Genomic DNA, 26820 nt, shown 5'->3' with positions numbered 1-26820 from the left:
TTTCCGGACATGGGGATCTATCTGGTGAGCGTGGGCGCGCGGGAGTGGTTCGACGCGGACGAGGAGGAGGGCCGGGGGGCCGTCGCCGCGGGGCTGAACGAGGAACTGCGCCGCCGGGGGCTGCCGCCGTACGAGTCCGTGCCCGAGGACACGGAGTTCGTCCGTGGGTCGGGGCTGCAGTTCGAGGAGAAATTGGTGCCGTCCATGGACGGTTTCCTGCGGCTGGCGCGTGAGCATCTGGCGCCCTCCGAGCCGGAGGCCCTCCTCGACTGGTCGGTACTGGTGCCGGTGTCGCTCGACGTGGAGGTCGAACTGCCCGTCGAGTCCGCCTACTCGGACACCACGGTGATCGCCGGAGCCCCGCGGATCCTCGACCTCGCGCGCCGGCTGGCCGAGGCCGTGCGCCTGCCCCTCGACGAGATACCCGAAGCCTGCGACAACCTCGACCTCACCATGTGGTTCCTCGACGGCGAGGCGAAACGGGTGGCGGACGCCCGGCCCGGGCCGTGGGGCGAGGACCTGGACGCGGCGTTCTACGTGGCGCTGTATCTGCGCGCCGCCCAGCACTCGCTGCGGCGGGGGTGTCCGATCGTCTACTGCTGACGTCACCCCGGCTGTGCAGCAGAAGTAGATTCACCTCCGAGCAGCCGAAGGGACAACGGCATGACCGATGGAGTCGACAGCGCGCACACGGCCGCCGACCGTACCGCCGTAGAGGGCCTCACGGTGGAGCACCGCACCAATCCGCTCGGCGTGGACGCGGACCGCCCGAGATTCGGCTGGCGCACCGCGTCCCGGGTCCGTGGCCGGCGTCAGACGGCGTACCGCCTCCTGGTCGCGTCCACCCCCGACCGCCTGGCCGACGGCCGCACGGACGTCTGGGACAGCGGCCGGGTCGACTCGGCGGACTCGGTGGCCGTGCGCTACGCGGGCCCCGGGCTGCGCGCCTCGACCCGCTACCACTGGACGGTCCAGGTCTGGGACGAGAACGACCGCAGGCTCCCCGAGGCCCCGACCGCCCGCTTCGAGACCGGCCTGCTCAGCACCGACGGCGTGACCGGCTGGGACGGCGCGAAGTGGATCAGCATGGCGGGCAAGGCGCCGAACAGCGCGGGCTCGCCGCTCCTGAGGAGGCAGGCGGACCTGAAAGCCGGCCGCGTGCGCGAGGCCCGGCTCTACGTCTCCGCGCTCGGCGTGTACGACGCCTACGTCAACGGCCACCGGGTCACCGTGCCCCAGGACGGCTCCACCACCCACGAACTCCTCACCCCGGGCTGGACCAACTACGACACCACCGTCAGCTACTTCACCTACGACGTGACGGGCCCGGTGGTGGGGAAGCCGCAGGTCACCCTCGCGGCGGTGCTGGGCAACGGCTGGTTCAACGGCCGCGTCTCCGACAACAGCGTCTACTACTCCGAGGACGGCAACCGCCTCGCCCTCAAGGCCAAACTCCTGATCCGCTACGAGGACGGCTCGACCCAGACCGTCGTCACCGCGCCCGGCGACGACTGGAGGGCCACGGACACCGGCCCCTACCGCGCCGACGACATCTACGACGGCCAGACCTACGACGCCCGCAGGGAACTGCCCGGCTGGACCGAGAACGGCTTCGACACCTCTGCCTGGTCCGGCGTCGAGGAGCACGACTTCACCACCCGGTTCCCCGAGTCCCGGCTGGTCGCCTACCCCGGCGAGTCGGCCCGGCTCATGCCCGAATGGGACCGCAGGCCGCGGTCGATCACCGTCTACACCGGCGGCGGCGACTTCGTCCCCGACCCCGCCCGCACGGTCACCGATCCCTCCCGGGCCGCCACCACCCACACCACCCTGCACCCCGGCGACACCGCCGTGATCGACCTCGGCCAGAACCTGGTCGGCGTCCCCCGCTACACCCTCCGCGGACCCGCGGGCGCCGAAGTGGCCTTCGCACCGGGGGAGATGCTCAACGACGCCGGCGCGGGCGCGGACGGCCCGGAGGGTTCCGTCTACCGGGCCAACCTCCGCACCGCCGAAGCCACCAGCACGTACATCCTCAAGGGCGACCCGAAGGGCGAGACCCACCAGGACTCCCTGACCTTCTACGGCTTCCGCTACGTCTCCGTCACCACGACCGCCACCGTCACCCTCACCGAACTGACCGGCAGGGTCGCCACCTCCGCCCTCCGCGACATCGGCACCGTCGAAACGGACGACGCCGACGTCAACCAGCTGATCAGCAACGTCCGTTGGGGCCAGCGCGGCAACTACCTGTGGGTACCCACCGACTGCCCGCAACGCGACGAACGCTGCGGCTGGACCGGCGACACCCAGCTCTTCGCCCACACCGGTCTCTACAACGCCGATTCGGTCGCCTTCCTGAGCCACTTCCAGGACATCCTGATCGACTCCCAGCGCACCTATGGCGCGGACGGCGCCCAGTTCACCTGGATCGCGCCCGGGGCCCGCTACAACGAGCCGGTCCCGGCGAGCGGTTGGGCGGACTGCGGAGTCGTCGTCCCCTGGACCGTGTGGCAGATGACTGGCGACACCACCCTCGTCGACCGCAGCTGGGAGGCGATGACGGCCTACATGGACTGGATCCGCGCGCGCACCGGAGACACCTACGCCGGACAGGGCGCGATCTTCGGCGACTGGCTGGCCTTCCAGGTGACCAGCACCCAGCTCATCAGCGACGTCTACTACGGCTACAGCGCCCGGCTCATGGCGGACATGGCCCGCGCCACCGGCCGCACCGGCGAGGCCCACGCCTACGAGGAGCTCTTCTCCCACATCAAGCGGGCGTTCATCACCAAGTACGTGAGCACCGAGGGAGGCCGCCTCACCGTGCGTTCCAGCCTCGGCTCCCCGCCGCCGTGGACCCCGGGAGGCAGTCCCACCCGGACCGAGGACGACAGCCAGACCGCGCTGCTCTGGGTGCTCAAACTCGGCCTGTACGACACCGAGGTCCAGCGGCGCGCACTCCTCGAGCTCCTCGTCCAGAACATCCGCAACGACGCCGCCTACAAGGCCGCCCACCCCGACAGCACCCGTGTCGGACACGCCGAGAACACCCTCTCCGTCGGCTTCCTCGGCGTGAACGTCCTGGCCCCCGTCCTCACCGAGGAGGGCCAGGTGGAGCTGGCGTACAAGCTGCTGCACCAGGACGCGATGCCGTCCTGGCTGTACTCCGTGAGGAACGGCGCGACGACGGTCTGGGAGCGCTGGAACTCGTACGCGAAGGAGGAGGGCTTCGGGCCGGTCGAGATGAACTCGTTCAACCACTACTCCTACGGCGCGATCATGGAGTGGATGTACGAGAGCATGGCCGGTATCGCGAAGGACCCGGCCCACCCGGGCTTCAAGCACTTCCACCTGCGGCCCCACCTCGACCCGACCGGCAGGATCACCCAGGTCTCCTGCTCGCACCGGTCGCCGTACGGCGAGATCGTCAGCGAATGGGCGGTGCGGGAGAGCGAGTTCAGGCACCGGGTCGCGGTCCCCGCCAACAGCACCGCGACCCTGCGCATCCCCACGAGCGACCCCGTCTCCGTGCGCGAGAGCCGCACCCCCCTGTCACGCGTCAAGGGGGTGACGTACCTGGGCTTCGAGGACGGCACCGCGTCCTTCGAACTCCCCTCAGGGCGCTACGAGTTGACCTCCGCGCTCGCCTGAGGGTCCACCAGCACCACCTCGAGGGTGCGCGGACCGTGCACCCCCTCGACCCGGTCCAGTTCGATGTCGCTGGTCGCCGAGGGGCCCGAGATCCATGTCAACGGGCGTACCGGGTCGAGGCGTTCGAGGGCCTGCGGCACGGAGGAGACGACCTGGTCCGGGACCCGTACGACACAGATGTGATGGTCCGGGACGAGGGTGATGCGGCGGCGGCCCTGGTCCGGGCCCCCGTCCAGCACGATGGTGCCGGTCTCGGCGACCGCCACCGCGCACGCCGTGACCACGCTGTCGACCCGGTCCAGTTCGTGCGGGGTGCTCTCGACCCGGTCCGGGACCTGCTCGGTATCGGCCTGCGCCAGCCATGAACCGTCCAGCCCCGGCGGTACGAGCACCGTCTTCGCACCCCGTGCCGCGAGCATCCCGGCGAGCGTCGCCGGCAGGTCGGCCGCCGTAGAGCGGTGCACGATCGCCCGGTAGTCCGCGAGGTTCTCGGCCAGCAGTTCCACCGTCTCCTCGACGCTCCGGTCGCCGTGCTCGCGCAGATACCCGCGCTCGATCGGGGTGTCCTCGCTCGGGGCGTCGGCCAGCGCGCGCCGCACCCGGCCCAGGATCCGTTCCCTGCTGCTCACTTGCCGCCCTCCTTGCCACCGTTGGTGCGCTGCCACCAGTCGCGGAAGGGTTCCGCGGGCACGGCGGGCAGATCACGGGTGCCGCTCCACGCCTTGCCGGGACCGGGCAGACTGCGCGGATGCAGGCGTCGGGTACGCGAGGCCAGCCGCTGGCCGGTGCGCAGTGCGCCCGGATGGGCGAACGCCCAGCGGGCCGCCCGCATCGCCGCCCGCTCGGCCGCGTGTCCCTTGGCGGGCTTCAGCACCACCTTGTTGCCTTCGCGGACCACCGGCCCGCCCTCCACGATCCGCTCCCGCAGATGCACCAGCACCTCGGGGATGTCGATGGCGACCGGGCAGACCTCGTAGCAGGCCCCGCAGAGACTCGACGCATACGGCAGCGAGGCGTCGATCTCGCTTGCCGTGCCCCGGAGCTGGGGGCTGAGGATCGCGCCGATCGGGCCCGGGTAGACCGAGCCGTAGGCGTGGCCGCCGGCCCGCTCGTACACCGGGCACACGTTCAGGCACGCCGAACAGCGGATGCAGCGCAGGGCCTGGCGGCCGACCTCGTCGGCGAGCGTGTCGGAGCGCCCGTTGTCGAGCAGCACCAGATGGAAGTTCTGCGGGCCGTCCTCGTCCCTGGTACCTGTCCAGGTGGACGTGTACGGGTTCATGCGCTCGGCGGTCGAGGAGCGGGGGAGCGTCTGGAGGAAGACCTCCAGGTCCTGCCAGGTCGGCACGATCTTCTCGATGCCGACGACCGAGATCAGCGTCTCGGGCAGGGTCAGACACATCCGGCCGTTGCCCTCGGACTCCACGACCACCAGGGTGCCGGTGTCGGCGACCATGAAGTTGGCGCCGGAGATGCCGACCTTGGCGCGCAGGAACTTCTCCCGCAGGTGCAGGCGGGCGGCCTCGGCGAGTTCGGCGGGCGTGTCGGTGAGGCCCTCGGGGGCCGGGCGACCCCACTCGCTCATCTCGCGCGCGAAGATGTCCCGGATCTCGCCCCGGTTGCGGTGGATCGCCGGGACGAGGATGTGCGAGGGCCGGTCCTTGCCCAACTGCACGATCAGCTCGGCGAGATCGGTCTCGTAGGCCCGGATGCCCTCGGCCTCCAGAGCCTCGTTGAGCCCGATCTCCTGCGTGGCCATCGACTTGACCTTGACGACCTCCGACTCGCCGGTCATCTTGACGAGTTTGGTCACGATCTCGTTGGCCTCGTCGGCGTCGGCGGCCCAGTGGACGGTGCCGCCCGCCGCCACGACCGACTCCTCCAACTGCACGAGGTAGCGGTCGAGATGACGCAGCGTGTGGTCCTTGATCTGCTTGCCCGCCTCGCGCAGCTCCGCCCAGTCGGAGACCTCACTGACGGCCTTCTCCCGCTTGGCGCGGATCGTGTGCGTGGCGTGGCGCAGATTGCCGCGCAGCGTCGGGTTGTTGACCGCCTCGTGCGCGGCCTTCGGGAAGGCCGGCATCCCTACGAACGTTCCGCTCATACGGCCGGTTCCTCCTCCGTGCTCGCCAGGATCTCCGCGATGTGCACCGGCCGCATGCCCGACTCCAGCCGGCCCATCGTGCCCCCGATGTGCATGAGGCACGAGTTGTCGGCGGCGCACAGCACCTCCGCGCCCGTCGACTCGGCGTTGCGCACCTTGTCCGCGCCCATCGCCGCCGAGACATCGGCGTTCTTCAGCGCGAAGGTGCCACCGAAGCCGCAGCACTCGTCGGCGCCCGGAAGCTCCTTGAGCTCGAGTCCCTTGACCGCCTGGAGCAGCCGCCGGGGCCGGTCACCGAGACCGAGGCTTCGCAGTCCGTGACAGGTCGGGTGGTAGGTCACCGTGTGCGGGTAGTACGCCCCGACGTCCGTCACCCCCAGCACGTCCACCAGGAACTCCGTCAGCTCGTACGTCTTCGGCACCACCGGAGCGAGAGTGGTCGCGAGGCTCTCCCCGCGCCCCTCGGCCCGGGCCCGCTCACCCATCCGCGGATACAGCTCCCGCACCATCGCCCCGCACGATCCGGACGGCGTCACGATCGCCTCGTAGTCCCGGAAGACATCGGAGAAATGCCGGGCCAGCGGTTCCGCCTCATGTCGATAGCCGGTGTTGTAGTGCGCCTGCCCGCAGCAGGTCTGGGACATCGGGAAGTCGACGTCGACGCCCAGCCTGGTCAGCAGTTTCACCACGGCGCGCCCGGTGTCCGGATAGAGCGTGTCATTGACACAGGTCAGGAACAGGGCGACACGCATCGCGGCTCCTTGTGGTCGATCATCGGATGAGTGAAGCGTAGTCCGGGGTGGGAGTCCGGGGGAGACCCCGGTCAGTCCCCGGCGAGCCGGGCCTGCGCCTCGCGCCAGCGCGCGGAGTCGCCCCGCGGCTCGTACCGCGTGAGCGGCTGGGTCCGGGTGAGCAGTTCGCGCCCGCCCGCGAGGTCACGCACGAGCCCGTGGGCCCGCGCCTGGACCAGGACGTTGCCGAGCGCTGCCGCCTCGGTCGGCCCGGCCACCACCGGCAGCCCGCAGGCGTCGGCGGTCAGCTGGCACAGCAGGGCGTTGCGCGTCCCGCCCCCGACGACGTGCACGACGTCGACGGGATGGCCGGCCAGCCGCTGCGCCTCGTCGACGGCCTTGCGGTGGGCCAGCGCGAGCGAGTCGAGGATGCACCGCGTGACCTCGGCGGGGGAGACGGGCACCGGCTGCCCCGAAGCACGGCACGCCTCGGCGATCCGCTCCGGCATCCGGCCCGGCGCGAGGAACTTCGCGTCCCCGGCGTCCACCACCGACCGCAGCGCCGGCACCTTGGCGGCGTCGAGGAGCAGTTCGCCCAGGTCCGGGTCGCCCCAGGCCCGTACGCACTCCTGGAGCAGCCACAGTCCCATGATGTTCCGCAGATAGCGGACCGTGCCGTCGAGCCCCAGCTCGTTGGTGAAGTTGGCGGCCCGGCTCTCCTCGGTCAGCACCGGAGCGTCGAGCTCCAGGCCCGCGAGGGACCAGGTGCCGGTGCAGATGTAGGCGAACCGCTCGCCGGACGCGGGCACGGCGGCCACCGCGGAGGCGGTGTCGTGCGACCCGACGGCCGTCACCGGCACGGGCCCGCGCAGTCCGGTCTCCTCCAGCACCTCGGGCCGCAGCAGTCCCGCCGGATCCCCCGGCTGCCGCAGCGGCGCGAACAGTTCGAGGTCGATCCCGACCCGCTCGGCGATGTCGTACGACCACGCCCGCGTCCGGGGATCGATCAGCTGGGTCGTCGAGGCGTTGGTCAGCTCGGTGCCCTGCTCGCCGGTCAGCCAGTAGGTGAGCAGGTCGGGAATGAGCAACAGGCGCTGTGCGCCCACGAGTCGGTCCGCCACGAGCTGGTACAGCGTGTTGAACGGCGCGTACTGGAGTCCGGTCGCCGCATAGAGCTCCGGCGCGGGCACGGTCGCCCACACCTTCTGCGCGACCCCTTCGGTACGGGAGTCCCGGTAGTGCACCGGGTTGCCGAGCAGCGCCCCGTCGGCGTCCAGCAGCCCGTAGTCCACGGCCCAGCTGTCGATACCGACGGAGTCGACCTGCCCGGCGGCCCGCAGCCCGTCCAGGACACCCCCGTACAGCGAGAGGATGTCCCAGCGCAGGCCCTCGGGGACCCGGACCGGACGGTTCACGAACCGGTGTGCCTCGGACAGCTCCAGGCTGTCGGGGCCGACGCGGCCGACCATGACACGTCCGCTGGACGCGCCGAGGTCGACCGCGGCGTACGACTTCACGGACGCGCTCATCGCAGGAAGGCGGCCGCGACGCCGGCGTCGACCGGGACGTGCAGCCCGGTGGTGTGCGTCAGCTCCCCGCCGGTCAGCGCGAACACGGCGTTCGCCACGTGCTCGGGGAGCACCTCGCGCTTGAGGATGGTCCGCTGCGCGTAGAACTCGCCCAGCTTCTCCTCCTCCACGCCGTACACGGCCGCGCGCTTGGCACCCCAGCCGCCGGCGAAGATCCCGGACCCGCGCACCACCCCGTCCGGGTTGACACCGTTGACGCGGATGCCGTGCTCGCCCAGCTCGGCGGCCAGCAGCCGCACCTGGTGGGCCTGGTCGGCCTTGGTGGCGGAGTAGGCGATGTTGTTGGGCCCGGCGAAGACGGCGTTCTTGGAGGCGATGTAGACGATGTCGCCGCCGAGCTTCTGCGCGATCATCACCCGGGCCGCCTCCCGCGACACCAGGAAGGAACCGCGCGCCATGATGTCGTGCTGGAGGTCCCAGTCCTTGGCGGAGGTCTCCAGGAGCGGCTTGGAGATGGAGATGCCCGCGTTGTTCACGACCAGGTCCACCCCACCGAAGGCCAGCACCGCGGCGCGGAACGACTCGGCGATCTGCTCCTCGGACGTGACGTCGACGGTCACGGCGACGGCCTTGTCGGGCCCGCCGAGCTCCTCGGCGACCGCGGAGGCGTTCTCGGCGTTGAGGTCCGCGACGACGACACACGCCCCCTCTGCGACCAGGCGCTGCGCGATGGCCTTGCCGATACCGCTGCCCGCGCCGGTCACCAGCGCCACGCGGGTCGCGAGCGGCTTGGGCTTCGGCATCCGCTGGAGCTTGGCCTCCTCGAGGGCCCAGTACTCGATGCGGAACTTCTCGGACTCCTCGATGGGCGCGTACGCCGAGACGGCCTCGGCGCCCCGCATCACGTTGATCGCGTTGACGTAGAACTCACCCGCGACCCGGGCGGTCTGCTTGTCCTTGCCGAAGGAGAACATGCCGACACCGGGGACGAGCACGATCGCCGGGTCGGCGCCGCGCATGGCGGGGGAGTCGGGCAGCGCGTGCCGCTGGTAGTAGGCGGCGTACTCCTCGCGGTACTCGGCGTGCAGGACGTCGAGCCGCGCGATGGCCTCCTCCAGCGGAGCCGTCGGCGGCAGGTCCAGGACGAGCGGCCGCACCTTGGTCCGCAGAAAGTGATCGGGGCAGGAGGTTCCGAGCGCGGCGAGCCGGGGGTGCTCGGCGCGGGCCAGGAACTCCAGGACGGCCTCGGAGTCGTTGAAGTGCCCGACCTGCGGCTTGTCCTGGGAGGCGACGGCGCGGACATACGGTGCGAGGGCAGCCGCCCGCTCCCGCCGGTCGGCCTCGGGAAGGGCGCCGTATCCCTCGATGACGGGCCCGAAGGGCTCGGCCTTGCCGTGCTCCTCCAGGAACTTCTCGGCGGTCCGGATGATGTGCAGCGAGTTCCGCTCGCACTCCTCGGCCGTGTCACCCCAGGCGGTGATCCCGTGCCCGCCGAGGACGACACCGATCGCCTGCGGGTTGGCGGCCTTGATGGCGGCGATGTCCAGCCCCAGCTGGAACCCGGGCCGCCGCCACGGCACCCAGGCGACGGTGTCGCCGAAACACTCGGCGGTCAGCTTCTCCCCGTCGGCGGCACAGGCCAGCGCGATACCGGAGTCCGGGTGCAGGTGATCGACATGGGCGGCCTCGACCAGCCCGTGCATGGCGGTGTCGATGGACGGAGCCGCCCCACCCTTCCCATGCAGGCAGTAGTCGAACGCGGCGACCATCTCGTCCTCGCGCTCGACACCCGGGTACACATCGACGAGCGCCCGCATCCGATCGAGCCGCAGCACGGCGAGCCCACCCTCGGTGAGCGTCCCGAGGTCACCCCCGGACCCCTTGACCCACATCAGCTCGACGTCACCCCCGGTGACGGGGTCGGTGTCGGTGCCCTTGGCGGACGCGTTGCCGCCGGCGTAGTTGGTGTTGCGGGCGTCTGAGCCGAGCCGGTGAGACCGGGCGAGGAGGGCGGCGGCTTCGGGGTGGGTTGCCATGACGTTCGATTCCTTCTGGAGAGAGGGGAAGTTTTCCTACCTAGGGGCGCGGGGCTGCATCAATGTGCGGCTCCGCCGCGTGGGCGCGACCAGCCACAACGGACCCGCACCCCGCATACGACGGAAATCGGCAGACGCTTACGCTCCCCAACCAGCCTGTTCCCCACCAACCCGCTCGGCCACGATCTTCTCGGCCCACCCGGACCGCTTGTACGCAGCAATCGGATTGGCGTCCAACCCCGTCTCTTCCCGCAGCTCGGCCAGAAGCGGCCGCACATCCGTGTTGTACGCATCCATCAGCACAGCGTTGGCCTCCAGCACATCACCCTCGCGCTGAGCCACGGCAAGAGCGTCCCGGTCGACCAGCAGCGCCTTGGCGGTCGCTTCCTGGACGTTCATGACGGACCGGATGATCGCCGGAATCTTCGCCTCGATGTTGTGGCACTGGTCGAGCATGAAGGCGACGTCGGGCGTGTACCCGCCGCCACGGATGACCTCGTACATGATCCGGAACAGCTGGAACGGGTCGGCCGCCCCCACCATGAGGTCGTCGTCGGCGTAGAACCGCGAGTTGAAGTCGAACCCGCCGAGCTTCCCCTCCCGCAGCAGCGTGGCGACGATGAACTCGATGTTGGTGCCGGGAGCGTGGTGCCCGGTGTCGACGACGACCTGCGCCTTGTGCCCGAGCTTCAGACAGTGCGCGTACGCCGTCCCCCAGTCCGGTACGTCCGTCGAGTAGAAGGCCGGCTCGAAGAACTTGTACTCGAGCAGCATCCGCTGCCCGTCACCCAGACGGTCGTACACCTCGGACAGACCTTCGGCCAGCCGGTCCTGCCGAGCCCGCAGATCATCCTGACCGGGATAGTTCGTGCCGTCGGCGAACCACAGCTTCAGGTCCTGGGACCCGGTCGCGTCCATGATGTCGACGCACTCCAGCAGATGACCGAGAGCCTTCCGCCGCACGGAGGCGTCCGGATGGCAGATGCTGCCCAGCTTGTAGTCGTCGTCCTGGAACGTGTTGGAGTTGATGGCGCCCAGCTTCACGCCCCGCTCCTCGGCGAACTTCGCCAGCGCGGCGTAGTCCTCGACCTTGTCCCAGGGGATGTGCAGGGCGACGGTCGGGGCCACCCCGGTGAAGGCGTGCACCTGCGCCGCGTCCTCCAGCTTCTCCTGCGGAGTACGCGGTACGCCCTGCTGGGCGAAGACCTTGAAGCGGGTTCCGGAGTTCCCGTACGCCCACGACGGCGTCTCGACTGCCTGGGTCTTGAGAGCGGCCTTCACCGCGGCGAGCTCGGTCACTTGAGGGCTCCTGTGACGTCGGGTCCGAAGGGCTTGCGAACAGCTTCACTGTGAAACGATTCAAGACGCGAAAGTATGGCGACCTCGAAGGGGTGTCAACCCCTGCGGCCAAGGCTGTTGCCCGTGACCATGCCGTGACCTGAGTCCATCGAAACATTTTCGACACGAACCCATTGACGTGACATGCGCTCCATGCCTAACGTCCCGGCAACCAAGTTGAAACCTTTCACGACGCCGAGAGGGCCGTCCCGCCGGCGTCGTCGAGGAGCCCCCAATGACCCACCCGTCCACCACGGGTCCGGCCCCGGTTCTCGCGCTCAGGGACATTTCGAAGTCCTTCGGCGCGGTTCGCGCCCTGCGGGACGTCTCCCTGGAGCTGTTTCCCGGGGAGGTACACGCCCTCGCCGGCGAGAACGGCGCGGGCAAGTCGACCCTCATCAAGACCCTCGCGGGAGTGCACCGGCCGGACTCCGGCCAGGTAGTGCTCGACGGCGAGCCGGTCCTCTTCCACGGTCCCGGTGACGCCCGCGACGCCGGTATCGCCGTGATCTACCAGGAGCCCACGCTCTTCCCAGACCTGTCGATCGCCGAGAACATCTTCATGGGCCGCCAGCCCCGGCGCGCCCTGGGCCGGATCGACCACAAGTCCACGCACGCCGCGACCCTGGCGCTGATGCAGCGCCTCGGCGTCGAGCTCGACCCCGACCGCCCGGCGCGCGGCCTGTCCATCGCCGACCAGCAGATCGTCGAGATCGCCAAGGCGCTGTCCTTCGAGGCCCGGGTCCTGATCATGGACGAGCCGACCGCCGCCCTCACCGGCAGCGAGGTGGCCCGCCTCTTCGGTGTCGTCAAGGCGCTGCGCGAGCAGGGCGCCGCCGTCCTGTTCATCTCGCACCGCCTGGAGGAGATCTTCCGGATCTGCCAGCGGGTCACCACCCTGCGCGACGGCGCCTGGATCGCCAGCGAGCCGATCGAGGGCATGACCGAGGACGACCTCGTCCGCCGGATGGTCGGCCGCGACCTCGACGACCTGTACCCCAAGCAGGACGTACGCCCCGGCGAGGTCGCGCTCACGGTGAGCCGGCTGACCCGGGAGGGCGTCTTCACCGACGTCTCCTTCGAGGTCAGGAAAGGCGAGATCGTCGGCCTCGCGGGGCTCGTCGGAGCGGGCCGTACCGAAGTCGCCCGAGCCGTGTTCGGCATCGACCGCTGGGACGCCGGCGAGGTCTCCGTGGACGGCAGGGCCCTGGTCAACGGCGCTCCGTCCACCGCGATGGCCGCCGGCCTCGCCCTGGTCCCCGAGGACCGGCGCGCCCAGGGCCTCGTGATGGACATGTCCATCGAGCGCAACATCGGCCTCACCGGACTCCGTACGACCGTCAAGGCGGGCCTCATGGACCGCGGTGCCGAACGCAGCCGTTCGCTCGACTGGGCCGTCAAGCTCCAGGTGAAGTACGCCCGGATCGCCGACACCGTCAACACCCTGTCGGGCGGCAACCAGCAGAAGGTCGTCCTCGCCAAGTGGCTGGCCACCGGCCCCAAGGTGCTCATCGTCGACGAGCCCACCCGCGGCATCGACGTCGGCACCAAGGCCGAGGTGCACCGGCTGCTCAGCGAGCTGGCCGCCGACGGGGTGGCCATCCTGATGATCTCCTCCGACCTGCCCGAGATCCTCGGCATGGCCGACCGCGTGCTCGTGATGCACGAGGGCCGCCTCACCGCCGAGATCCCGCGCTCCGACGCCACCGAGGAAACCGTGATGGCCGCAGCCACCGGGAGGGCCGCCGCATGACGGTCACCACCCCCCAGCAGTCCCCTCCCGCTGAGGTGCCGAAGGCCGGTGCCACCCGGCTCGTCGACCGCGTCTTCAAGATGCGCGAGCTCGCCATCCTGCTCGTCTTCCTGGTGATGATCGTCGTCACCCAGATCGGGAACAGCGACTTCCTCACCGAGCAGGGCATCAAGGACCTGCTGCTGAACGCCACCATCCTGGTCCTGGTCGCCACCGGACAGTCGCTGGTGGTCATCACGAGGAACGTCGACCTCTCGGTCGGCTCCATCCTCGGGATCAGCGCCTTCGCCGCCGGTACCTATCTCCAGGGCGGCGGGAACCCGGTCGTGGCGATCGGGCTCGCGGTCCTGTTCGGCATCGGCTTCGGCCTGCTCAACGGCCTCCTCGTCAGCCTCGGCCAGGTGCCCGCGCTCGTGGTAACCCTCGGCACGCTCTACATCATCCGGGGCATCGACTCCATCTGGGTCGGCTCCCGCCAGATCACGGCGGCCGACCTCCCGGACGGCTTCGTGAACTTCGGCTCCGGCGGGATCTCCGCAGTGCCCTACCTGGCCCTGATCGCGCTGGCCGTGCTCATCGCCACCGCCTACTACCTCAAGCACTTCGGCAGCGGACGCGAGCTGTACGCGCTCGGCTCCAACCCCGAGGCCGCCCGGCTCGCCGGCATCCCGGTGCGCAAGCGGATCCTGGCCGCGTACACCTTCTGCGGCGGCCTCGCCGGTCTCGCCGGCGCGATGTACCTGGCCCGGTTCGGCAACGTCGACTCGGGCACCGGCAACGGCTACGAACTGACCGTCGTCAGCGCGGTCGTGGTCGGCGGTGTCGTCTTCACCGGCGGCTCCGGCAGCGTCTACGGTGCGGCTCTCGGCGCCCTGCTGCTGACCTCCATCAACAGTGTGCTGCCCGCCCTCGGCGTCAGCTCGGTCTGGGTGCTCGCCATCAACGGCATCCTGCTCATTCTCGCCATCGCGGTCGACCGGATCGTCGCGCTGCGCGTGGCCTCCGCCCTGAAGAAGAGGAACGCCCGCCATGCCTGACTCCCTGACGCGTGCGAGCCGCTGGTCCGCCTCGTTGAGGTGGGATGCAGTCGTCGGCGCGCTGCTCATCGTCGTGCTGCTGCTGTCCTTCGGAACGGTCGACGGGTTCGGCAACGCCCTCAACCTGTCCTTCCTGATCGGCAACACCCTGCCGATCGCCCTGATCGCCCTGCCGATGACCATGCTCGTGGTCTCCGGCGAGATCGACCTCTCCGTCGCCTCCACCGCCGGTCTGTCCGGCGCGGTCATGGGCGCCCTGTGGAACCAGGGCCTGACGATCGAGGTGATCATCCCGATCTGCCTCGTCCTCGGAGTGGTGTGCGGCCTGGTCAACGGCCTGCTCGTGACCCGGCTGGGCCTGCCCTCCCTCGCCGTCACCATCGGCACCCTCGCCGCCTACCGGGGCATCGCGCAGATCGTGCTGGGCTCCGACGCGGTGACCGACTTCCCGACGCAGTACCTGGACTTCGCCGCCGGTCGCATCGGGGACACGTTCATCCCGCAGGCCTTCCTGCCCTTCCTCGTCCTGCTCGCGATCGCCGTGGTCGTCCTGCACGCCACACCGTTCGGGCGGTCGGTGTTCGCGACCGGTGCGAGCGAGGAGGCGGCGCGTTTCGCGGGCATCCGGGTCAAGCGCCAGAAGCTGATCCTGTTCACGGTGACCGGCCTGATGGCCTCGCTCACCGGCATCTTCTGGGCACTGCACTACGCCAGCGCCCGCTACGACAACGCCACGGGGCTCGAACTCTCCGTCGTGGCAGCCGTGTTGCTCGGCGGTATCGACTTCGACGGAGGCAAGGGCACGCTCGGCGGTGCGATCGCGGGAGTCTTCCTGCTCGGCGCACTGCAGAACGTGATGAGCCTCCAGGACGTCTCCGCCCAGTCCCAGATCGTCGTCACCGGCGTTCTGCTCGTCCTCTCCGTGCTCGGCCCGCGGGTCGCACGGCAGATCTCGGTTGCGAGGGCCGGCCGCCGAGCCGCCTCGACACCGGCGTCCAAGGCGCCCACACCGGCCGCGTAGGTCCGGGCGCTCAAGGAAACCTCGTATCCGCTCACCTTCGTAAGGAAGATCCGTCATGCGTAAGTCATCCCTCCGCCGTTCCTGCGCGGCCCTCGCCGCCGGCACCTCCCTCGCCCTCGCGCTCACCGCGTGCGGCGGCACCACCAAGAAGGACGTGCAGGACGAGGGCGCCTCGGCCGCCTCGACCGCCAAGGCCGACCCGAACGCGGCCACCAAGAAGGGCCTGACCGTCGGCTTCCTGCCCAAGCAGGTCAACAACCCCTACTTCACCTCGGCCGACAAGGGCGGCGAGGCGGCCCTGACGGAACTGGGCTCGAAGTACAAGGAGGTAGGTCCGTCCAGCGCCACCGACACCGCCGGGCAGGTCTCCTACGTCAACACGCTCACCCAGCAGCAGGTGAACGCGATGGCCGTGTCCGCGCAGGACCCGGGCGCCCTGTGCACCGCCCTCAAGCAGGCCATGTCGAACGACATCAAGGTCGTCACCTACGACTCCGACACCAAGCCGGAGTGCCGCAACGCCTTCGTGTCGCAGGCCTCCGCCGAGGACCTGGGCCGCACGGAGGTGCAGCTGCTCGCCGAGCAGATCGGCTACAAGGGCGAGATCGCGATCCTGTCCGCCGCGCAGACGGCGACGAACCAGAACACCTGGATCGACTTCATGAAGGACGAGCTGAGCGACCCGAAGTACAAGAACATCAAGCTCGTCAAGGTCGCGTACGGCAACGACGACGCCCAGCAGTCCTTCCAGCAGACCCAGGGCCTGCTCCAGGAGTACCCGAACCTGAAGGGGATCATCTCCCCGACCACTGTGGGCATCAAGGCCGCCGCCCAGTACCTCTCCGGCTCCAAGTACAAGGGCAAGGTCAAGCTGACCGGCCTCGGCACCCCCAACGACATGCGCAAGTACGTCAAGAACGGCACCGTCGAGGGCTTCGAGCTGTGGGACCCGTCGAAGCTCGGCGCGCTGGCCGCCCAGACCGCCGTCGCCCTGGTCTCCGGCCAGATCACCGGCAAGGAGGGCGAGACCTTCAAGGCCGGCGGCACCACCTACACCATCGGCAAGGACGGCGTGATCAACCTCGGCAAGCCGACCGTGTTCACCGCCAAGAACATCGACCAGTTCAACTTCTGATTGCGGAGCGGTACTTCATGCAGCGCGTCTGTTTCCTCCTCAAGGTCCGTCAGGACAAGCTCGCCGAGTACCGCGAACGACACGCCGCCGTGTGGCCGGAGATGCTCGAAGCACTCTCGGCCACCGGCTGGCACAACTACTCGCTCTTCCTACGTGACGACGGCCTGCTCGTCGGCTACCTGGAGACCGAGGACTTCGAGGCCGCCAAGGCCGGTATGGAGGCCACCGCGGTCAACGCCCGCTGGCAGGCCGAGATGGGCGAGTTCTTCGAGTCCCTCGACGGAGCCCGCCCGGACGAGGCGATGAAACCGCTCACCGAGGTGTTCCACCTCGCCTGACCTTCCCCATCAGGACATCAGGAGCCGCACCCATGAGAAGACGCACACTGCTGGCAGGTGCCATCGTGTCCGCCATGTCCACCACCGCGCTCACCGGCGGCACCGCCCGCGCCGCCGACCCCGGTCCCTCCGTCACCCGGACCGGCACCACCACGCTCGACAGCCAGGCGGTCTTCTTCGTCTCCTACGACGGCCTCGTCAACAACAACTCGTTCCAGAAGAACGGCCTGCTGACCTACAAGGGCTATCAGTACGCCGTCTGGTACACCGCCGACAAGAACGCCGTCGTCGGCCGCCGCGTCCTCGGGGGAAGCACCTGGTCCACCGTCCAGGTCGGACACACCCTCAAGACCAGTGACTCCCACAACGTCATCTCCATGGGCGTCTCCAAGGTGGACGGCCGCCTCCACCTCAACATGGACTCGCACAGCGACGGCTTCACCTACGTCAAGTCGGTCGCCGGCCTCATGGACAACCCGTCAGGTCTGAGCTGGACCGCGGCCCGGTTCGGCGCACCCCAGTCCACCCTGGACGGCCTGGCCCTCACGTCGCAGTTCACCTACCCGCAGTTCCTCTCCACCCCCGACGGCAAGCTCCAGCTCAGCTACCGGGTCGGGATATCCGGCAACGGCCGCAACGCCCTCGCGGAGTACGACGGTTCGAGCTGGACCAACATCGGCGAGTGGTCCGCCTCCACCGGCACCTACACCAGCGAGCACGGCTCCTCGACGGCCCGCAACATGTACCTGCACGGCATCGACTACGACAAGAATGGCCGGCTGCACTCCTTCTTCACCTGGCGCGAGCAGAACGGCGCCGTGATGTGCTCCAGCGGCGGCATCACCAACCACGACACCGGTTACGTCTACTCCGACGACCGCGGCCGCACCTGGCGCAACAACGCCGGCACCGTCGTCGGCACCACCGGCGGCTCCGACAAGGTCGCCGTCACCGACAGCGGCCTGGTCATCGACGCGCTGAACCCGGACCACTCCCTGATGAACCAGGAGAGCCAGTCCACGGACTCCTCTGGCCTGCCGCACGCGATCATCTCGTACGTCCCCGGCCGCTTCGGTCAGTGCACCACGAACTACGTCTCCGACCGCACCGCCAACGGCCGCGCCTTCCACGTCCGCAAGAACTCCTCGGGCACCTGGCAGAAGACCGAGATACCGGTCGTGCTCGGCTCCAGCCAGCGCACCAAACTGATCCTGGACAAGTACGACAACGCCTACGCGATCTTCCCGTTCGGCCGGATCGCCGGCGCCTCCAAGGCGTCCGGGTACACCGACTGGACGGTCCTGTTCGACGGCAGCGGCCTCAACGCCTTCGGCGAGGTCGTGATCGACGAGATGCGGGTCGCACAGAGCAACGTGCTGTCGTTCATGTACCAGGAGAAGTCGAGCGGTACGACGCCCTCGGCGCTCCACGTCGTCGACTTCGCACTGCCTGCCTGATCGTGACCGGTGTGGGGGCGACTCGACGATAATGTGAAGGTCGTCCTGTCGCCCCCCGTCTTCCTGGAGGTCCCTGCCCGATGGCCCAGTCGGTGGGTATCAAGGACGTCGCCCGCGCCGCCGGAGTCTCCGTCGGCACGGTCTCGAACGTCATCAATCGTCCGGACTCCGTCGCCACCGAGACCCGGGCGCGCGTCCTGTCCGCGATAGACCGGCTCGGCTACGTCCGCAGCGAGTCCGCGCGTCAGCTGCGCGCGGGCCGCAGCCGGATCATGGGTCTGCTCGTGCTCGACATGGGCAACCCCTTCTTCGTCGACGTCGCGCGCGGCGCCGAACGGGCCGCCCGCGAGGACGGCCTCGGTGTGATGGTCTGCAACAGCGCCCAGAGCGCGAGCGAGGAGGCGGAGTACCTGTCCCTCTTCGCGGAGCAGCGGGTCCGGGGCGTACTGCTCACCCCGACCGACGCCTCCGGCCGCAACATCGACTCCTTCCGCCGCCACGGCATCCCCTTCGTCCTCGTCGACCGGGTCGCCGAGGGCACCACCGAGTGCTCGGTCTCCGTCGACGACGTCGCCGGCGGCGCCCTGGCCGTCCGCCACCTCGTGGACGCCGGGCACCGCTCCATCGCGTACGTCAGCGGCCCGCCCGGCCTCAACCAGGTCCGCGACCGCCGCACCGGCGCCCTCAACGCGCTGGCCGAGGCGGGCCTGGGCCCCGAGAACCTGCGCGAGCTTCCCACCGAACGGCTCGACGTGGCCGCGGGCCGGGACGCCGGCGCCCGTCTCCTGGGCCTCGCCGACCGCCCGACCGCCGTGTTCTGCGCCAACGACCTGCTCGCCCTCGGTGTCCTGCAGGCCATGTACGCGGCGGGGATCACGGTCCCCGACGACCTCGCCATCGTCGGTTACGACGACATCGAGTTCGCCGCCGCCGCGGCCGTCCCCCTCACCTCGGTCCGGCAGCCCGCCGTCACCATGGGTGCCCTGGCCGCCGAACTGCTTCTGGAGGAGACGGAGGCGGAGACCACCGGCAAGCGGCACGACCACCGCCGGGTGGTGCTCCAGCCCGAACTGGTGGTGCGGCGCTCCAGCCTGGCCGCCCGCTGACCCGGGAGTCAGTAAGATTTCATGATCGAAGGGGTCGGACGGCGGACGAACATGTGCTGAACTGGGACGCGTCCACAGAATGTCCGTCCGTCCCGGGAGCCCTGTTGACCGCGACCTACCGCCAGCCCGGCCTCGTCCTCACCGACCGCCGCTTCACCGTCCCCCTCGACCACGACGACCCGGCCGGGGAGACGATCGAGCTCTACGCCCGCGAGGCCGTCGCGAGCGACAAGGCGGGCCAGAACCTGCCGTGGCTGGTCTATCTCCAGGGCGGCCCTGGCTTCGGGGCGAACCGTTTCGTCGGCAAGGGGGCCTGGTTCGGCCGGGCCCTGAAGGAGTTCCGCGTCCTCCTGCTCGACCAGCGCGGCACCGGCCACTCCACACCGGCCAACCGTCAGACGCTCCCGCTGCGCGGCGGCCCCGCCGAACAGGCCGACTACCTGGCCCGCTTCCGCGCCGACTCCATCGTCCGCGACTGCGAGGCGATCCGCGCCCAGGTGACCGGCGGCGCCCCCTGGACCGTCCTCGGCCAGAGCTTCGGCGGTTTCTGCGCCACGACCTATCTGTCCCTCGCCCCCGAGGGCCTCGCCGGCGCTCTGATCACCGGCGGTCTGCCCTCCCTCGACGCCCACGCCGACGACGTCTACCGGGCCGCCTACCCGCGCGTGGAGCGCAAGGTCGCCGCGCACTACGCCCGCTATCCGCAGGACGTCGAACGGGCCCGCCGTATCGCCGACCATCTCCTCACCCGCGACGTCACCCTGCCGAACGGCTACCGCCTGACGGTCGAGGCCTTCCAGTCCCTCGGCATCCTCCTCGGCGGCGGCGAGGGCAGCCACCGGCTGCACTACCTGCTGGAGCACGCCTTCGTCCGCACCCCGCAGGGCCCGGAGCTCTCCGACGCGTTCCAGGAAGAGGTCCAGGGACTCCTCTCCTACGCGTCCCACCCGCTCTACGCCCTCGTCCACGAGGCCACCTACGGTCAGGACGAGCGCCCCACCGCCTGGTCGGCCGAACGGGTACGCTCCGAGTTCCCGCAGTTCGACGCGGCCAAGACCCTCGCAGGCGACGAGCCGTTGCTGTTCACCGGCGAGTCCATCCACCCCTGGCTGTTCGACTGCGACCCGGCCCTGCGCCCGCTGCGCGAGACCGCCGAGCTCCTGGCCGCCCGCACCGACTGGCAGCCCTTGTACGACCCGGCCCGCCTCGCCGTCAACGAGGTCCCGGTCGCCGCCGCCGTCTACCACGACGACATGTACGTCGACACGGCCCACTCCCTCGCGACCGCCCGCGCGATCCGCGGTCTGCGCACCTGGGTGACGGACGAGTTCGAGCACGACGGAGTCCGCGCGGGTGGCCCCCGCGTCCTGGACCGGCTGCTCGCCCTCGCCCGCGAGGAGGTCTGACGCCGGACATCCGGGCGGCCCGCGGGCGGCGACATGCCGCCCTCTCGATTCCGGCATAGGGTTCATTTCGGCCATGTGTCGATGCCGGAGTCGAGAGGACGTCAGTCGATGAGCACACCGTCACCCCACGGACGGTCCCGGATCGCCGCCCTCGCCGTGGCCCTGGCCGCCGCGAGCGCGCTCACCCTGACGGCCTGCGACGACGACTCCGGCGGCTCGTCGACGTCCAGCGACACCCCGACGGCCCCGGACACGGCCTCCTTCTCCGGCAACGCGGCCTCCGCGCTCGCGTCCGCCAAGGCCTCGGTGCGGGCCGAGGCTTCGAAACGGGCCGCGTCCGCCTCGGCCGCCGCCTCCTCCTTCGAGGCCTCCGTCTCCGCGGAGGTGGAGCGTGCCAACACGGCCGCGCGGATCGAGCTCGCCAAGGTCGACGGACAGGGCAACGCGATGTCCGACGTCACCATGACCGGCAAGCCGCGCTCCGAGACCGGCGGTCTGCTCGCCGTCGTCGTCACCATCACCAACAAGACCGACAAGACGGCCTCGTACGCCGTCCAGGTCGACTTCCTGGACTCGTCCGGCAAGGCGGTGGAGACCCGGTACGTCGGCGCCGAGGACCTCGAGCCGGGGCAGAAGGCACAGCCGGTGGCCGTCAGCCGCAAGCCCGCCGAGCCGGTGCTGACGCCCAAGCTGGCGAAGGCGCAACGGTATTGACTCAGACGGCCGTGGCCAGCGCGCCGGGCGTGCGGTGCGGGCTCACGACCCGTCCGTCCGGGAGGAGTTCACCGGTGTCGTCGAAGACGATGGTGCCGTTGCACAGCAGGCTCCAGCCCTGTTCGGGATGGGCCGAGACGATCACCGCGGTGTGGTGACAGGGGCTGTCGGCGGTGGGGCACGGGGGCTGGTGGCTGCACATGACGTCTCCTCGATGCGTTCGGCTCCTGCCTCGGTTCGGCCGCTGTCTCTGTGGTAGCCGAGCTTGTTTTCCGTTGGATGAGGAGACCCCCACATCGCCGGAATCTCATCGGTGAGTTCTCGTCAGGTGGGCCGGTCGGCGGGGCGGTTAGGCTGGTGGCGATGCAAGAACAGTTGATCGATCTCAGTGGCGACTGCGCGCGGTGCTTCGGCCTGTGCTGTGTCGCCCTGCCCTTCACCGCCTCCGCGGACTTCGCCCGCGACAAGCCGGCCGGGACGCCCTGCCCGAATCTCCGGGACGACCACCGGTGCGGCATTCACGCGAAGCTGCGCGGCGAGGGCTACACCGGATGCACGGTCTACGACTGCTTCGGCGCCGGGCAGAAGGTCTCGCAGGTCACCTTCGGCGGCCGGGACTGGCGTACCGGCCCGCCCGAGGACGCCCGCCGCATGTTCGACGTCTTCCCGGTCGTGCGCCGGCTCCACGAGTTGCTCCGGTACCTCACCGAGGCACTCACCCTGCCCGCCGCCCGTCCGGTCCACGCCGATCTGCGCGGCATGCTGGAGCGGACCGACGCGCTCACCCGGGGGACCGCCGAGGAAATCGCAGCGCTGGACGTCGACGCGCACCGGCAGGAGGTCAACGTCCTCCTGCTGCGGACCAGCGAACTGGTGCGAGCAGGCATCGGCGGCAAGAAGAAGAACCGCCGGGGCGCGGACCTGATGGGCGCCCGTCTCAAGGGCGCCGACCTGCGCGGAGCCACCCTTCGCGGCGCCTACCTCATAGCGGCCGACCTCACCGGCGCCGACCTGCGCGGCGCGGATCTGATCGGCGCCGATCTGCGCGACGCCGACCTGACGGACGCGGACCTGACGGGCGCGTTCTTCCTCACCCAGCCCCAGCTGAACGCGGCCCGGGGCAGCGCCGGCACCCGGCTGCCGGACTCACTCACCCGCCCTGGACACTGGACAGCGTGACTCCGAGGCGGCCGGGGCCTCGTCTGAATCCCCCACGGGGGCGGCCGTAGCGCCACCGCCCGCCCGCTGTTCCAAGTGCAGCCGCAGCCCCTCCGGCATCAGCGTCAGCCGCTCGGTGACGCTGAGCCGGTAGCCGGGGTCGGCCCGCAGCTCGTAGCGGCGCAGCAGCAGACCGAGCACCAGCGTGGCCTCGTGGAGCGCGAACTGCCGCCCGATGCAGGCCCGGGCCCCGGTGCCGAACGGCTTGAAGACATGCGGGGGACGCGAGCGTACGGCCTTGGGGTCGAAGCGGTCCGGGTCGAACCGCTCGGCGTCGGCGCCCCACACCTCGGGATCGCGCTGCAGCATCGGCGTGAGCACCAGCGTCCAGGCCCCGCGGCGCATCGGGTGCCGCCCGGCCAGCACGGTGTCCTGGACGGCCTCGCGGGCGAACGCGGGTGCCGTGGGCCACAGCCGCAGCGACTCGTCCAGCACCCGGCGCACGTACCGCAGCTTCGCCACCTGGTCGTAGCCCGGCACGGCGGCCGAGCCCCAGACCCGGTCCACCTCGGCACGTGCGCGTGCCGCGACCTCGGGGTGCCGGGAGAGGTAGTGCAGGGCGAAGGAGAGCGCGCCCGACGTCGTCTCGTGACCGGCCACCAGGAAGGTGATGACCTGCCGGCGGACGTTCTCCGGCGACAGCCGCTCACCGGTCTCCGGGTGGGCCGTCTCCAGCATCCGGTCCAGGAGATCGCCGTCCCCGCCCGCCGCGCGCCGGGCCTGTACCAGTTCGTCGACCATGCGGTTGAGGTAGGCGATGTCGTCCGCGTTGCGCTGCGCGGCACGCCGTAGAAGAGCCGGGAAGGGCACGGAGTTGAGGCGCTGCGCGTAGGTCAGGGTGCCCACCATGGCCGTCACGAAGGGATGCGGCCGGTCCCGCTCGAAGGAGCCGAAGTCATGGCCGAACCCGGTCCGCGCGATGGTCTCCAGGGTCAGCTTGGTCATGTCACCGGGGACGTCCACCGACCGGCCCGCCGTCTGCTCGCGGTCCCAGTGGTCCGTCAGCCGCCCGGCGACGGCCAGCATCATCGGGTGGTAGGCCTCCATCGCCTCGCGGCTGAAGCCCGGTGCCAGCACGTCGTGTGCCAGCTGCCAGTTCGGCTCGTGGTTGTACGCGGTGAACAGCCCGTCGCCGGCGACCGGCCGCAGATTGGCGACCCCCAGACCGACATGCTTCGCGAACCGCGACTCGTCCGCCAGGTCCGCCACCAGGTCGGCACCCCAGACGAACACGAACTCCCTGTTGAACGCCTTGCGCCGGTAGATCGGTCCCAATTGGCGGGCGAAGCGCAGGGAGTCCTGGAGCGGGGTCGCCCGGTTGACGCCGAGGACGTCACCGAGCAGGGGGAGCCGGCGCGGCGGGCGCGGAATGCGGTGCAGCTCCGGCCAGCCCAGCTCGGCACTGCGGAAACCCCTCGGCTGCGCGGCCCTTGTCGTCGTCTCCGCCATGACGAGATCTCCCTTGATCCAGCGGCAGTTGAGCGCGTTGTACGTGGGTTCAATAACGCGCCTCAGTCTGATCCCGTTGTTGAACCGGCGTCAAGTAAAGTGCGGGCATGGCCGGGAAGCAGGGCGAGCGCACGCGCCGCAGGCTCAGCACCGGGGAGCGCCGGGAGCAGCTCCTGTCGGTGGGGGCGAGGCTGTTCTCGGAGAGCCCCTACGACGAGGTGTGGATCGAGCAGGTCGCGGAGATCGCCGGTGTCTCGCGCGGGCTGCTCTACCACTACTTCCCGACGAAGCGGGACTTCTTCGCGGCGGTCGTCGAGCGTGAGAGCGGGCGGATGCTGGCCATGACCGCGGCCGTGCCCGGCGTCCCGGTGCGCGAGCAGCTCACCGCGGGGCTGGACACCTATCTGGAGTACGTGTCGGCGCACGCGCACGGCTACCGCGCCTTTCACCGCGCCGACGCCGCCGGCGACCAGTCCGTCCGCAAGGTCTACCAGCGGGCACTGGCCGCGCAGGAGCGGCAGATCCTGGCGGCACTGGCCGCGGATCCGGAGTTCGGGGCCCAGGCCGAAGAGCGCCCCGACCTCCAGCTGGCCGTCCGTGGCTGGCTGGCCTTCACCACGGCCGTCTGTCTGGAGTGGCTGAGGGGCTCGGACCTCTCCCGGGAACAGGTGCGCGATCTGTGCGCACGGGCCCTGCTCGGCGTTCTCAGGCCCTGACCGGGATTCGCACGTCCGTCATGCGTCCCACGGTTGGCTTCGTCGCCGATCTTCGATAGGTTAGGCAAGGCTTACCTTAGGAGGCAATGGATGGGTGACAGCCAAACCTGGACGGCCGCGCCTTCCGCGGCGGAGCACGCCCGGTCGGTGCTCGCCGCCTCGTGGTCCTGCGCGGTGACCGCAGAGGGCGGCCGCGAGGAGTTCGTCGGCGCGCACACCGTCGCCGAGGACGGGCGGGTGACACTGCAGGTGCCCGAGGACAGCGCCCTGGTCGCGGCCGCGATCTGCGCGCCCCGCGGCGAGCCGTCCGCCGTCCTGGAGTTCGCCGACGTGGCACCCGTCCCCGTGCGCAGCCGTATCCGCGCCCGGCTCTGGATCGCCGGCTGGTTCGTCCCCGGGGACGGCCGGCTGGAGTTCAAGGCCACGCGCGTGGTGCTGCGCCGGCCGTCCGGCGCGGTGGTCGTCGACCTCGACGAGTTCGCCGCCGCCGAGCCCGACCCGCTCGCCACGGCCGAGGCCCGGCTGCTCACCCACCTCGCCGACTGCCACCCCGACGCGGTCGAGCGGCTCACCCGGCTCGTCGACGCCGACAGCCTGCACGGCGCGGTCCGAGTCCAGCCCCTCGCCGTGGACCGGCACGGACTGACGCTGCGCATCGAGCGCGCCCGCGCCCACGGCGACGTACGCCTGCCCTTCCACGCGCCCGCCGACGACGTGTCGCGGCTGACGGAGCGCATGCACGTCCTGCTGACCCAGGCGAGCGCCGCGTCCTGCCCGCGTGCCCTACAGCGGCAGCGCACAGACCGCGACGGGTGAGGCGAACGGCCGGCCGGCGGCCCGCAGGCCACCGCTCGCCGTGTCCACGTGGAACACGCTGACGCTGCTGGACCTCTGGTTCGCCGCGAACAGCAGTGTCCCGTCCGGCGAGAAGGCGATCTGCCGCGGGAAGTCACCGTTCACAGGAACCGTGTCGAGCAGCCGGAGCCGGGCGCCGTCCGCCTCCACCGCGTAGCGCGTGAGGCTGTTGTGGCCCCGGTTGGCGAGATAGGCGTACGAGCCGTTCGCCGTGACCAGCAGCTGCGCCGGGTAGTTCGTGCCCGAGCCCGTTCCCGTGGACTGCGCCGCCCCGACGGAGAGGCGGCCGGTCTTGCGGTCGTAGGCGCAGACCGCCACCGTGTTGTCGGCCTCGTTGGCCAGGTAGGCGTACCGGCCCCCGGGATGGAAGGTGAGGTGGCGCGGTCCGGCACCGGCCCGGGTGTGCGCCTGCGAGACCTCCGTGAGAGCGCCGGTCCGTTCGTTCAGGCGATAGCTGTAGACGGTGTCCGTGCCCAGGTCGACGGCGAGCACATGGCCGCCGTCGGGACTGGTGAGGAACTGGTGGGCGTGCGGACCCTCCTGGCCGGGCCCCGGCGCCGGACTGGAGTGCGTGACCGTTTCCCTGCGCTCGCCAAGCGCTCCCGAGGAGTCGATCGGATGCACGGTCACACTGCCGGAGCCGTAGTTCGCGCTGAGCAGCCAGCGGCCGCCCGGATGCACCGAGAGATGACACGGCCCCGCCCCGCCGGTGCCGCGGCTCCCCAGGACCTTGCGGTCGGACAGGCGTACGGCGGTCACGGCACCGGCGTCCTGCTCGGCGACCGCGTACAGCGTGCGGCCGTCGGGGTGCAGCGCGAGATACGAGGGGTTGGTGACGCCGGTGATCGTGCTCGTGCCGGTGATACGCCCGCTGCCGGGGTCGTACGCGGCGACGCCGATGCCGTTGCCGCCGCCCTCGGCGGAGGTGTAGGTGCCGAGGTAGAGGGGGCGGGGGCCGGTCGGCGCCGGAGCGGACGGAGTTTTCGCCGGACTCGGTGAGGTTCCAGCGGGGGAGCCGGGAGTCCGCGAGGGCACCGACGCCGACGACGATCCGGACGACGTCGAGCAGCCGACGAGTCCCGAGGCCGCTCCCGCGAGAACGCCGACGAAGCCGCGCCTGCTCCAGCAGCCGTTCGCACTGCCCATCCCTGCGCACCCCGGGTGATCGATCGTCGCGGTCGTGACAGCCACCTTCGCCCGGATCACGCGCCCCGTGCAACCCG

General features: G+C 70.4%; 23 protein-coding genes. 14 read left to right on the top strand and 9 right to left on the bottom strand.

Annotated elements, in window-relative coordinates; genetic code table 11:
* Positions 1–9 precede the first annotated feature (9 nt).
* Both M2157_RS06920 and M2157_RS06915 read left to right on the top strand, forming a co-directional pair.
* A complete protein-coding gene (locus M2157_RS06920) occupies positions 10–603 on the top strand; it encodes a hypothetical protein (RefSeq protein WP_280864746.1) in 594 nt (197 codons plus the stop codon).
* 60 nt (positions 604–663) lie between these two features.
* Positions 664–3654, top strand: coding sequence for an alpha-L-rhamnosidase (locus M2157_RS06915; RefSeq protein ID WP_280864745.1), 2991 nt, complete (start codon positions 664–666; stop codon positions 3652–3654).
* Here M2157_RS06915 and M2157_RS06910 read toward each other — a convergent pair.
* The 6 genes from M2157_RS06910 to rhaI form a co-directional block, all read right to left on the bottom strand.
* Entirely contained in the window at positions 3627–4283 is a 657-nt protein-coding gene (locus M2157_RS06910) for an LUD domain-containing protein (protein WP_280860904.1), read from the bottom strand. The genes M2157_RS06915 and M2157_RS06910 overlap by 28 nt on opposite strands.
* Positions 4280–5758, bottom strand: a complete 1479-nt coding sequence (locus tag M2157_RS06905) for a LutB/LldF family L-lactate oxidation iron-sulfur protein (RefSeq protein WP_280860903.1) — start codon at positions 5756–5758, stop codon at positions 4280–4282. The genes M2157_RS06910 and M2157_RS06905 overlap by 4 nt, the downstream gene beginning before the upstream one ends.
* On the bottom strand, positions 5755–6510 hold the full coding sequence (locus M2157_RS06900; RefSeq protein WP_057612901.1) for a (Fe-S)-binding protein: 756 nt from the start codon (positions 6508–6510) through the stop codon (positions 5755–5757). Before M2157_RS06900 ends, M2157_RS06905 begins: the two co-directional genes overlap by 4 nt.
* Before the next feature lie 71 nt (positions 6511–6581).
* Positions 6582–8018: a rhamnulokinase family protein gene (locus M2157_RS06895; RefSeq protein ID WP_280860901.1), complete on the bottom strand. Its 1437-nt coding sequence runs from the start codon at positions 8016–8018 to the stop codon at positions 6582–6584.
* Complete coding sequence (locus M2157_RS06890) at positions 8015–10054, bottom strand: bifunctional aldolase/short-chain dehydrogenase (RefSeq protein WP_280864744.1); 2040 nt, start codon at positions 10052–10054, stop codon at positions 8015–8017. Before M2157_RS06890 ends, M2157_RS06895 begins: the two co-directional genes overlap by 4 nt.
* 138 nt (positions 10055–10192) lie before the next feature.
* Positions 10193–11353 carry an L-rhamnose isomerase gene (gene rhaI, locus M2157_RS06885; protein ID WP_280864743.1) on the bottom strand — a complete coding sequence of 387 codons (1161 nt, stop codon included), beginning with the start codon at positions 11351–11353 and terminating at the stop codon, positions 10193–10195.
* Positions 11354–11627: 274 nt separating this feature from the next.
* Here rhaI and M2157_RS06880 point away from each other — a divergent pair, with 274 nt between their 5' ends.
* The 9 genes from M2157_RS06880 to M2157_RS06840 all read left to right on the top strand — a co-directional run bounded on the left by M2157_RS06880 (position 11628) and on the right by M2157_RS06840 (position 21359).
* Positions 11628–13145: a sugar ABC transporter ATP-binding protein gene (locus M2157_RS06880; protein WP_280864742.1), complete on the top strand. Its 1518-nt coding sequence runs from the start codon at positions 11628–11630 to the stop codon at positions 13143–13145.
* Positions 13142–14182 (top strand): ABC transporter permease, encoded by a 1041-nt coding sequence (locus M2157_RS06875; protein WP_280860897.1) that lies wholly within the window; start codon positions 13142–13144, stop codon positions 14180–14182. Before M2157_RS06880 ends, M2157_RS06875 begins: the two co-directional genes overlap by 4 nt.
* Positions 14175–15203 (top strand): ABC transporter permease, encoded by a 1029-nt coding sequence (locus M2157_RS06870; RefSeq protein ID WP_280864741.1) that lies wholly within the window; start codon positions 14175–14177, stop codon positions 15201–15203. Before M2157_RS06875 ends, M2157_RS06870 begins: the two co-directional genes overlap by 8 nt.
* Before the next feature lie 55 nt (positions 15204–15258).
* Positions 15259–16338, top strand: a complete 1080-nt coding sequence (rhaS, locus tag M2157_RS06865; protein ID WP_280860895.1) for a rhamnose ABC transporter substrate-binding protein — start codon at positions 15259–15261, stop codon at positions 16336–16338.
* A 17-nt stretch (positions 16339–16355) separates the two neighbouring features.
* Positions 16356–16676 carry an L-rhamnose mutarotase gene (locus M2157_RS06860; protein ID WP_057612909.1) on the top strand — a complete coding sequence of 107 codons (321 nt, stop codon included), beginning with the start codon at positions 16356–16358 and terminating at the stop codon, positions 16674–16676.
* A 32-nt stretch (positions 16677–16708) separates the two neighbouring features.
* Complete coding sequence (locus M2157_RS06855; RefSeq protein WP_280864740.1) at positions 16709–18133, top strand: BNR repeat-containing protein; 1425 nt, start codon at positions 16709–16711, stop codon at positions 18131–18133.
* A gap of 80 nt (positions 18134–18213) precedes the next feature.
* Entirely contained in the window at positions 18214–19239 is a 1026-nt protein-coding gene (locus M2157_RS06850) for a LacI family DNA-binding transcriptional regulator (RefSeq protein ID WP_266556040.1), read from the top strand.
* 104 nt (positions 19240–19343) lie between these two features.
* Complete coding sequence (locus M2157_RS06845; RefSeq protein WP_280864739.1) at positions 19344–20645, top strand: alpha/beta fold hydrolase; 1302 nt, start codon at positions 19344–19346, stop codon at positions 20643–20645.
* A gap of 108 nt (positions 20646–20753) precedes the next feature.
* Positions 20754–21359 carry an FxLYD domain-containing protein gene (locus M2157_RS06840; RefSeq protein WP_280860892.1) on the top strand — a complete coding sequence of 202 codons (606 nt, stop codon included), beginning with the start codon at positions 20754–20756 and terminating at the stop codon, positions 21357–21359.
* 1 nt (position 21360) lies between these two features.
* Here M2157_RS06840 and M2157_RS06835 read toward each other — a convergent pair whose 3' ends face one another.
* The gene (locus M2157_RS06835; protein WP_280860891.1) at positions 21361–21561 is read right to left on the bottom strand and encodes a DUF5999 family protein; all 201 of its coding nucleotides are present in this window, start codon (positions 21559–21561) and stop codon (positions 21361–21363) included.
* A 161-nt stretch (positions 21562–21722) separates the two neighbouring features.
* On the opposite strand from M2157_RS06835, the gene M2157_RS06830 reads away from it, so the two are divergent.
* Positions 21723–22538: a pentapeptide repeat-containing protein gene (locus M2157_RS06830; RefSeq protein WP_280864738.1), complete on the top strand. Its 816-nt coding sequence runs from the start codon at positions 21723–21725 to the stop codon at positions 22536–22538.
* Here M2157_RS06830 and M2157_RS06825 read toward each other — a convergent pair.
* The gene (locus M2157_RS06825) at positions 22506–24026 is read right to left on the bottom strand and encodes a cytochrome P450 (RefSeq protein WP_280864737.1); all 1521 of its coding nucleotides are present in this window, start codon (positions 24024–24026) and stop codon (positions 22506–22508) included. The genes M2157_RS06830 and M2157_RS06825 overlap by 33 nt on opposite strands.
* Before the next feature lie 107 nt (positions 24027–24133).
* Here M2157_RS06825 and M2157_RS06820 point away from each other — a divergent pair, with 107 nt between their 5' ends.
* Together M2157_RS06820 and M2157_RS06815 are read left to right on the top strand one after the other, a co-directional pair.
* On the top strand, positions 24134–24742 hold the full coding sequence (locus M2157_RS06820; RefSeq protein WP_280860888.1) for a TetR/AcrR family transcriptional regulator: 609 nt from the start codon (positions 24134–24136) through the stop codon (positions 24740–24742).
* Positions 24743–24832: 90 nt separating this feature from the next.
* Positions 24833–25558 carry a DUF2470 domain-containing protein gene (locus M2157_RS06815; RefSeq protein ID WP_280864736.1) on the top strand — a complete coding sequence of 242 codons (726 nt, stop codon included), beginning with the start codon at positions 24833–24835 and terminating at the stop codon, positions 25556–25558.
* Here M2157_RS06815 and M2157_RS06810 read toward each other — a convergent pair.
* Positions 25526–26743 (bottom strand): lactonase family protein, encoded by a 1218-nt coding sequence (locus M2157_RS06810; protein ID WP_280864735.1) that lies wholly within the window; start codon positions 26741–26743, stop codon positions 25526–25528. The genes M2157_RS06815 and M2157_RS06810 overlap by 33 nt on opposite strands.
* Positions 26744–26820: the final 77 nt, after the last annotated feature.

The organism is Streptomyces sp. SAI-127 (assembly GCF_029894425.1).
Taxonomy (GTDB): Bacteria; Actinomycetota; Actinomycetes; order Streptomycetales; family Streptomycetaceae; genus Streptomyces.
This window is presented reverse-complemented; position numbering and strand designations above follow the sequence as displayed.

What these genes read in the sequence shown, in the direction of transcription:
- M2157_RS06895 (WP_280860901.1), bottom strand. Translation starts at nt 8,018, where the DNA reads ATGAGCGCGTCCGTGAAGTCGTACGCCGCGGTCGACCTCGGCGCGTCC.
- M2157_RS06825 (WP_280864737.1), bottom strand. Translation starts at nt 24,026, where the DNA reads ATGGCGGAGACGACGACAAGGGCCGCGCAGCCGAGGGGTTTCCGCAGT.
- M2157_RS06810 (WP_280864735.1), bottom strand. Translation starts at nt 26,743, where the DNA reads ATGGGCAGTGCGAACGGCTGCTGGAGCAGGCGCGGCTTCGTCGGCGTT.
- M2157_RS06840 (WP_280860892.1), top strand. Translation starts at nt 20,754, where the DNA reads ATGAGCACACCGTCACCCCACGGACGGTCCCGGATCGCCGCCCTCGCC.
- M2157_RS06875 (WP_280860897.1), top strand. Translation starts at nt 13,142, where the DNA reads ATGACGGTCACCACCCCCCAGCAGTCCCCTCCCGCTGAGGTGCCGAAG.
- M2157_RS06920 (WP_280864746.1), top strand. Translation starts at nt 10, where the DNA reads ATGGGGATCTATCTGGTGAGCGTGGGCGCGCGGGAGTGGTTCGACGCG.
- M2157_RS06815 (WP_280864736.1), top strand. Translation starts at nt 24,833, where the DNA reads ATGGGTGACAGCCAAACCTGGACGGCCGCGCCTTCCGCGGCGGAGCAC.
- M2157_RS06870 (WP_280864741.1), top strand. Translation starts at nt 14,175, where the DNA reads ATGCCTGACTCCCTGACGCGTGCGAGCCGCTGGTCCGCCTCGTTGAGG.
- rhaS (WP_280860895.1), top strand. Translation starts at nt 15,259, where the DNA reads ATGCGTAAGTCATCCCTCCGCCGTTCCTGCGCGGCCCTCGCCGCCGGC.
- M2157_RS06860 (WP_057612909.1), top strand. Translation starts at nt 16,356, where the DNA reads ATGCAGCGCGTCTGTTTCCTCCTCAAGGTCCGTCAGGACAAGCTCGCC.
- M2157_RS06890 (WP_280864744.1), bottom strand. Translation starts at nt 10,054, where the DNA reads ATGGCAACCCACCCCGAAGCCGCCGCCCTCCTCGCCCGGTCTCACCGG.
- M2157_RS06880 (WP_280864742.1), top strand. Translation starts at nt 11,628, where the DNA reads ATGACCCACCCGTCCACCACGGGTCCGGCCCCGGTTCTCGCGCTCAGG.
- M2157_RS06850 (WP_266556040.1), top strand. Translation starts at nt 18,214, where the DNA reads ATGGCCCAGTCGGTGGGTATCAAGGACGTCGCCCGCGCCGCCGGAGTC.
- M2157_RS06905 (WP_280860903.1), bottom strand. Translation starts at nt 5,758, where the DNA reads ATGAGCGGAACGTTCGTAGGGATGCCGGCCTTCCCGAAGGCCGCGCAC.
- M2157_RS06915 (WP_280864745.1), top strand. Translation starts at nt 664, where the DNA reads ATGACCGATGGAGTCGACAGCGCGCACACGGCCGCCGACCGTACCGCC.
- M2157_RS06830 (WP_280864738.1), top strand. Translation starts at nt 21,723, where the DNA reads ATGCAAGAACAGTTGATCGATCTCAGTGGCGACTGCGCGCGGTGCTTC.
- M2157_RS06855 (WP_280864740.1), top strand. Translation starts at nt 16,709, where the DNA reads ATGAGAAGACGCACACTGCTGGCAGGTGCCATCGTGTCCGCCATGTCC.
- M2157_RS06835 (WP_280860891.1), bottom strand. Translation starts at nt 21,561, where the DNA reads ATGTGCAGCCACCAGCCCCCGTGCCCCACCGCCGACAGCCCCTGTCAC.
- M2157_RS06820 (WP_280860888.1), top strand. Translation starts at nt 24,134, where the DNA reads ATGGCCGGGAAGCAGGGCGAGCGCACGCGCCGCAGGCTCAGCACCGGG.
- M2157_RS06900 (WP_057612901.1), bottom strand. Translation starts at nt 6,510, where the DNA reads ATGCGTGTCGCCCTGTTCCTGACCTGTGTCAATGACACGCTCTATCCG.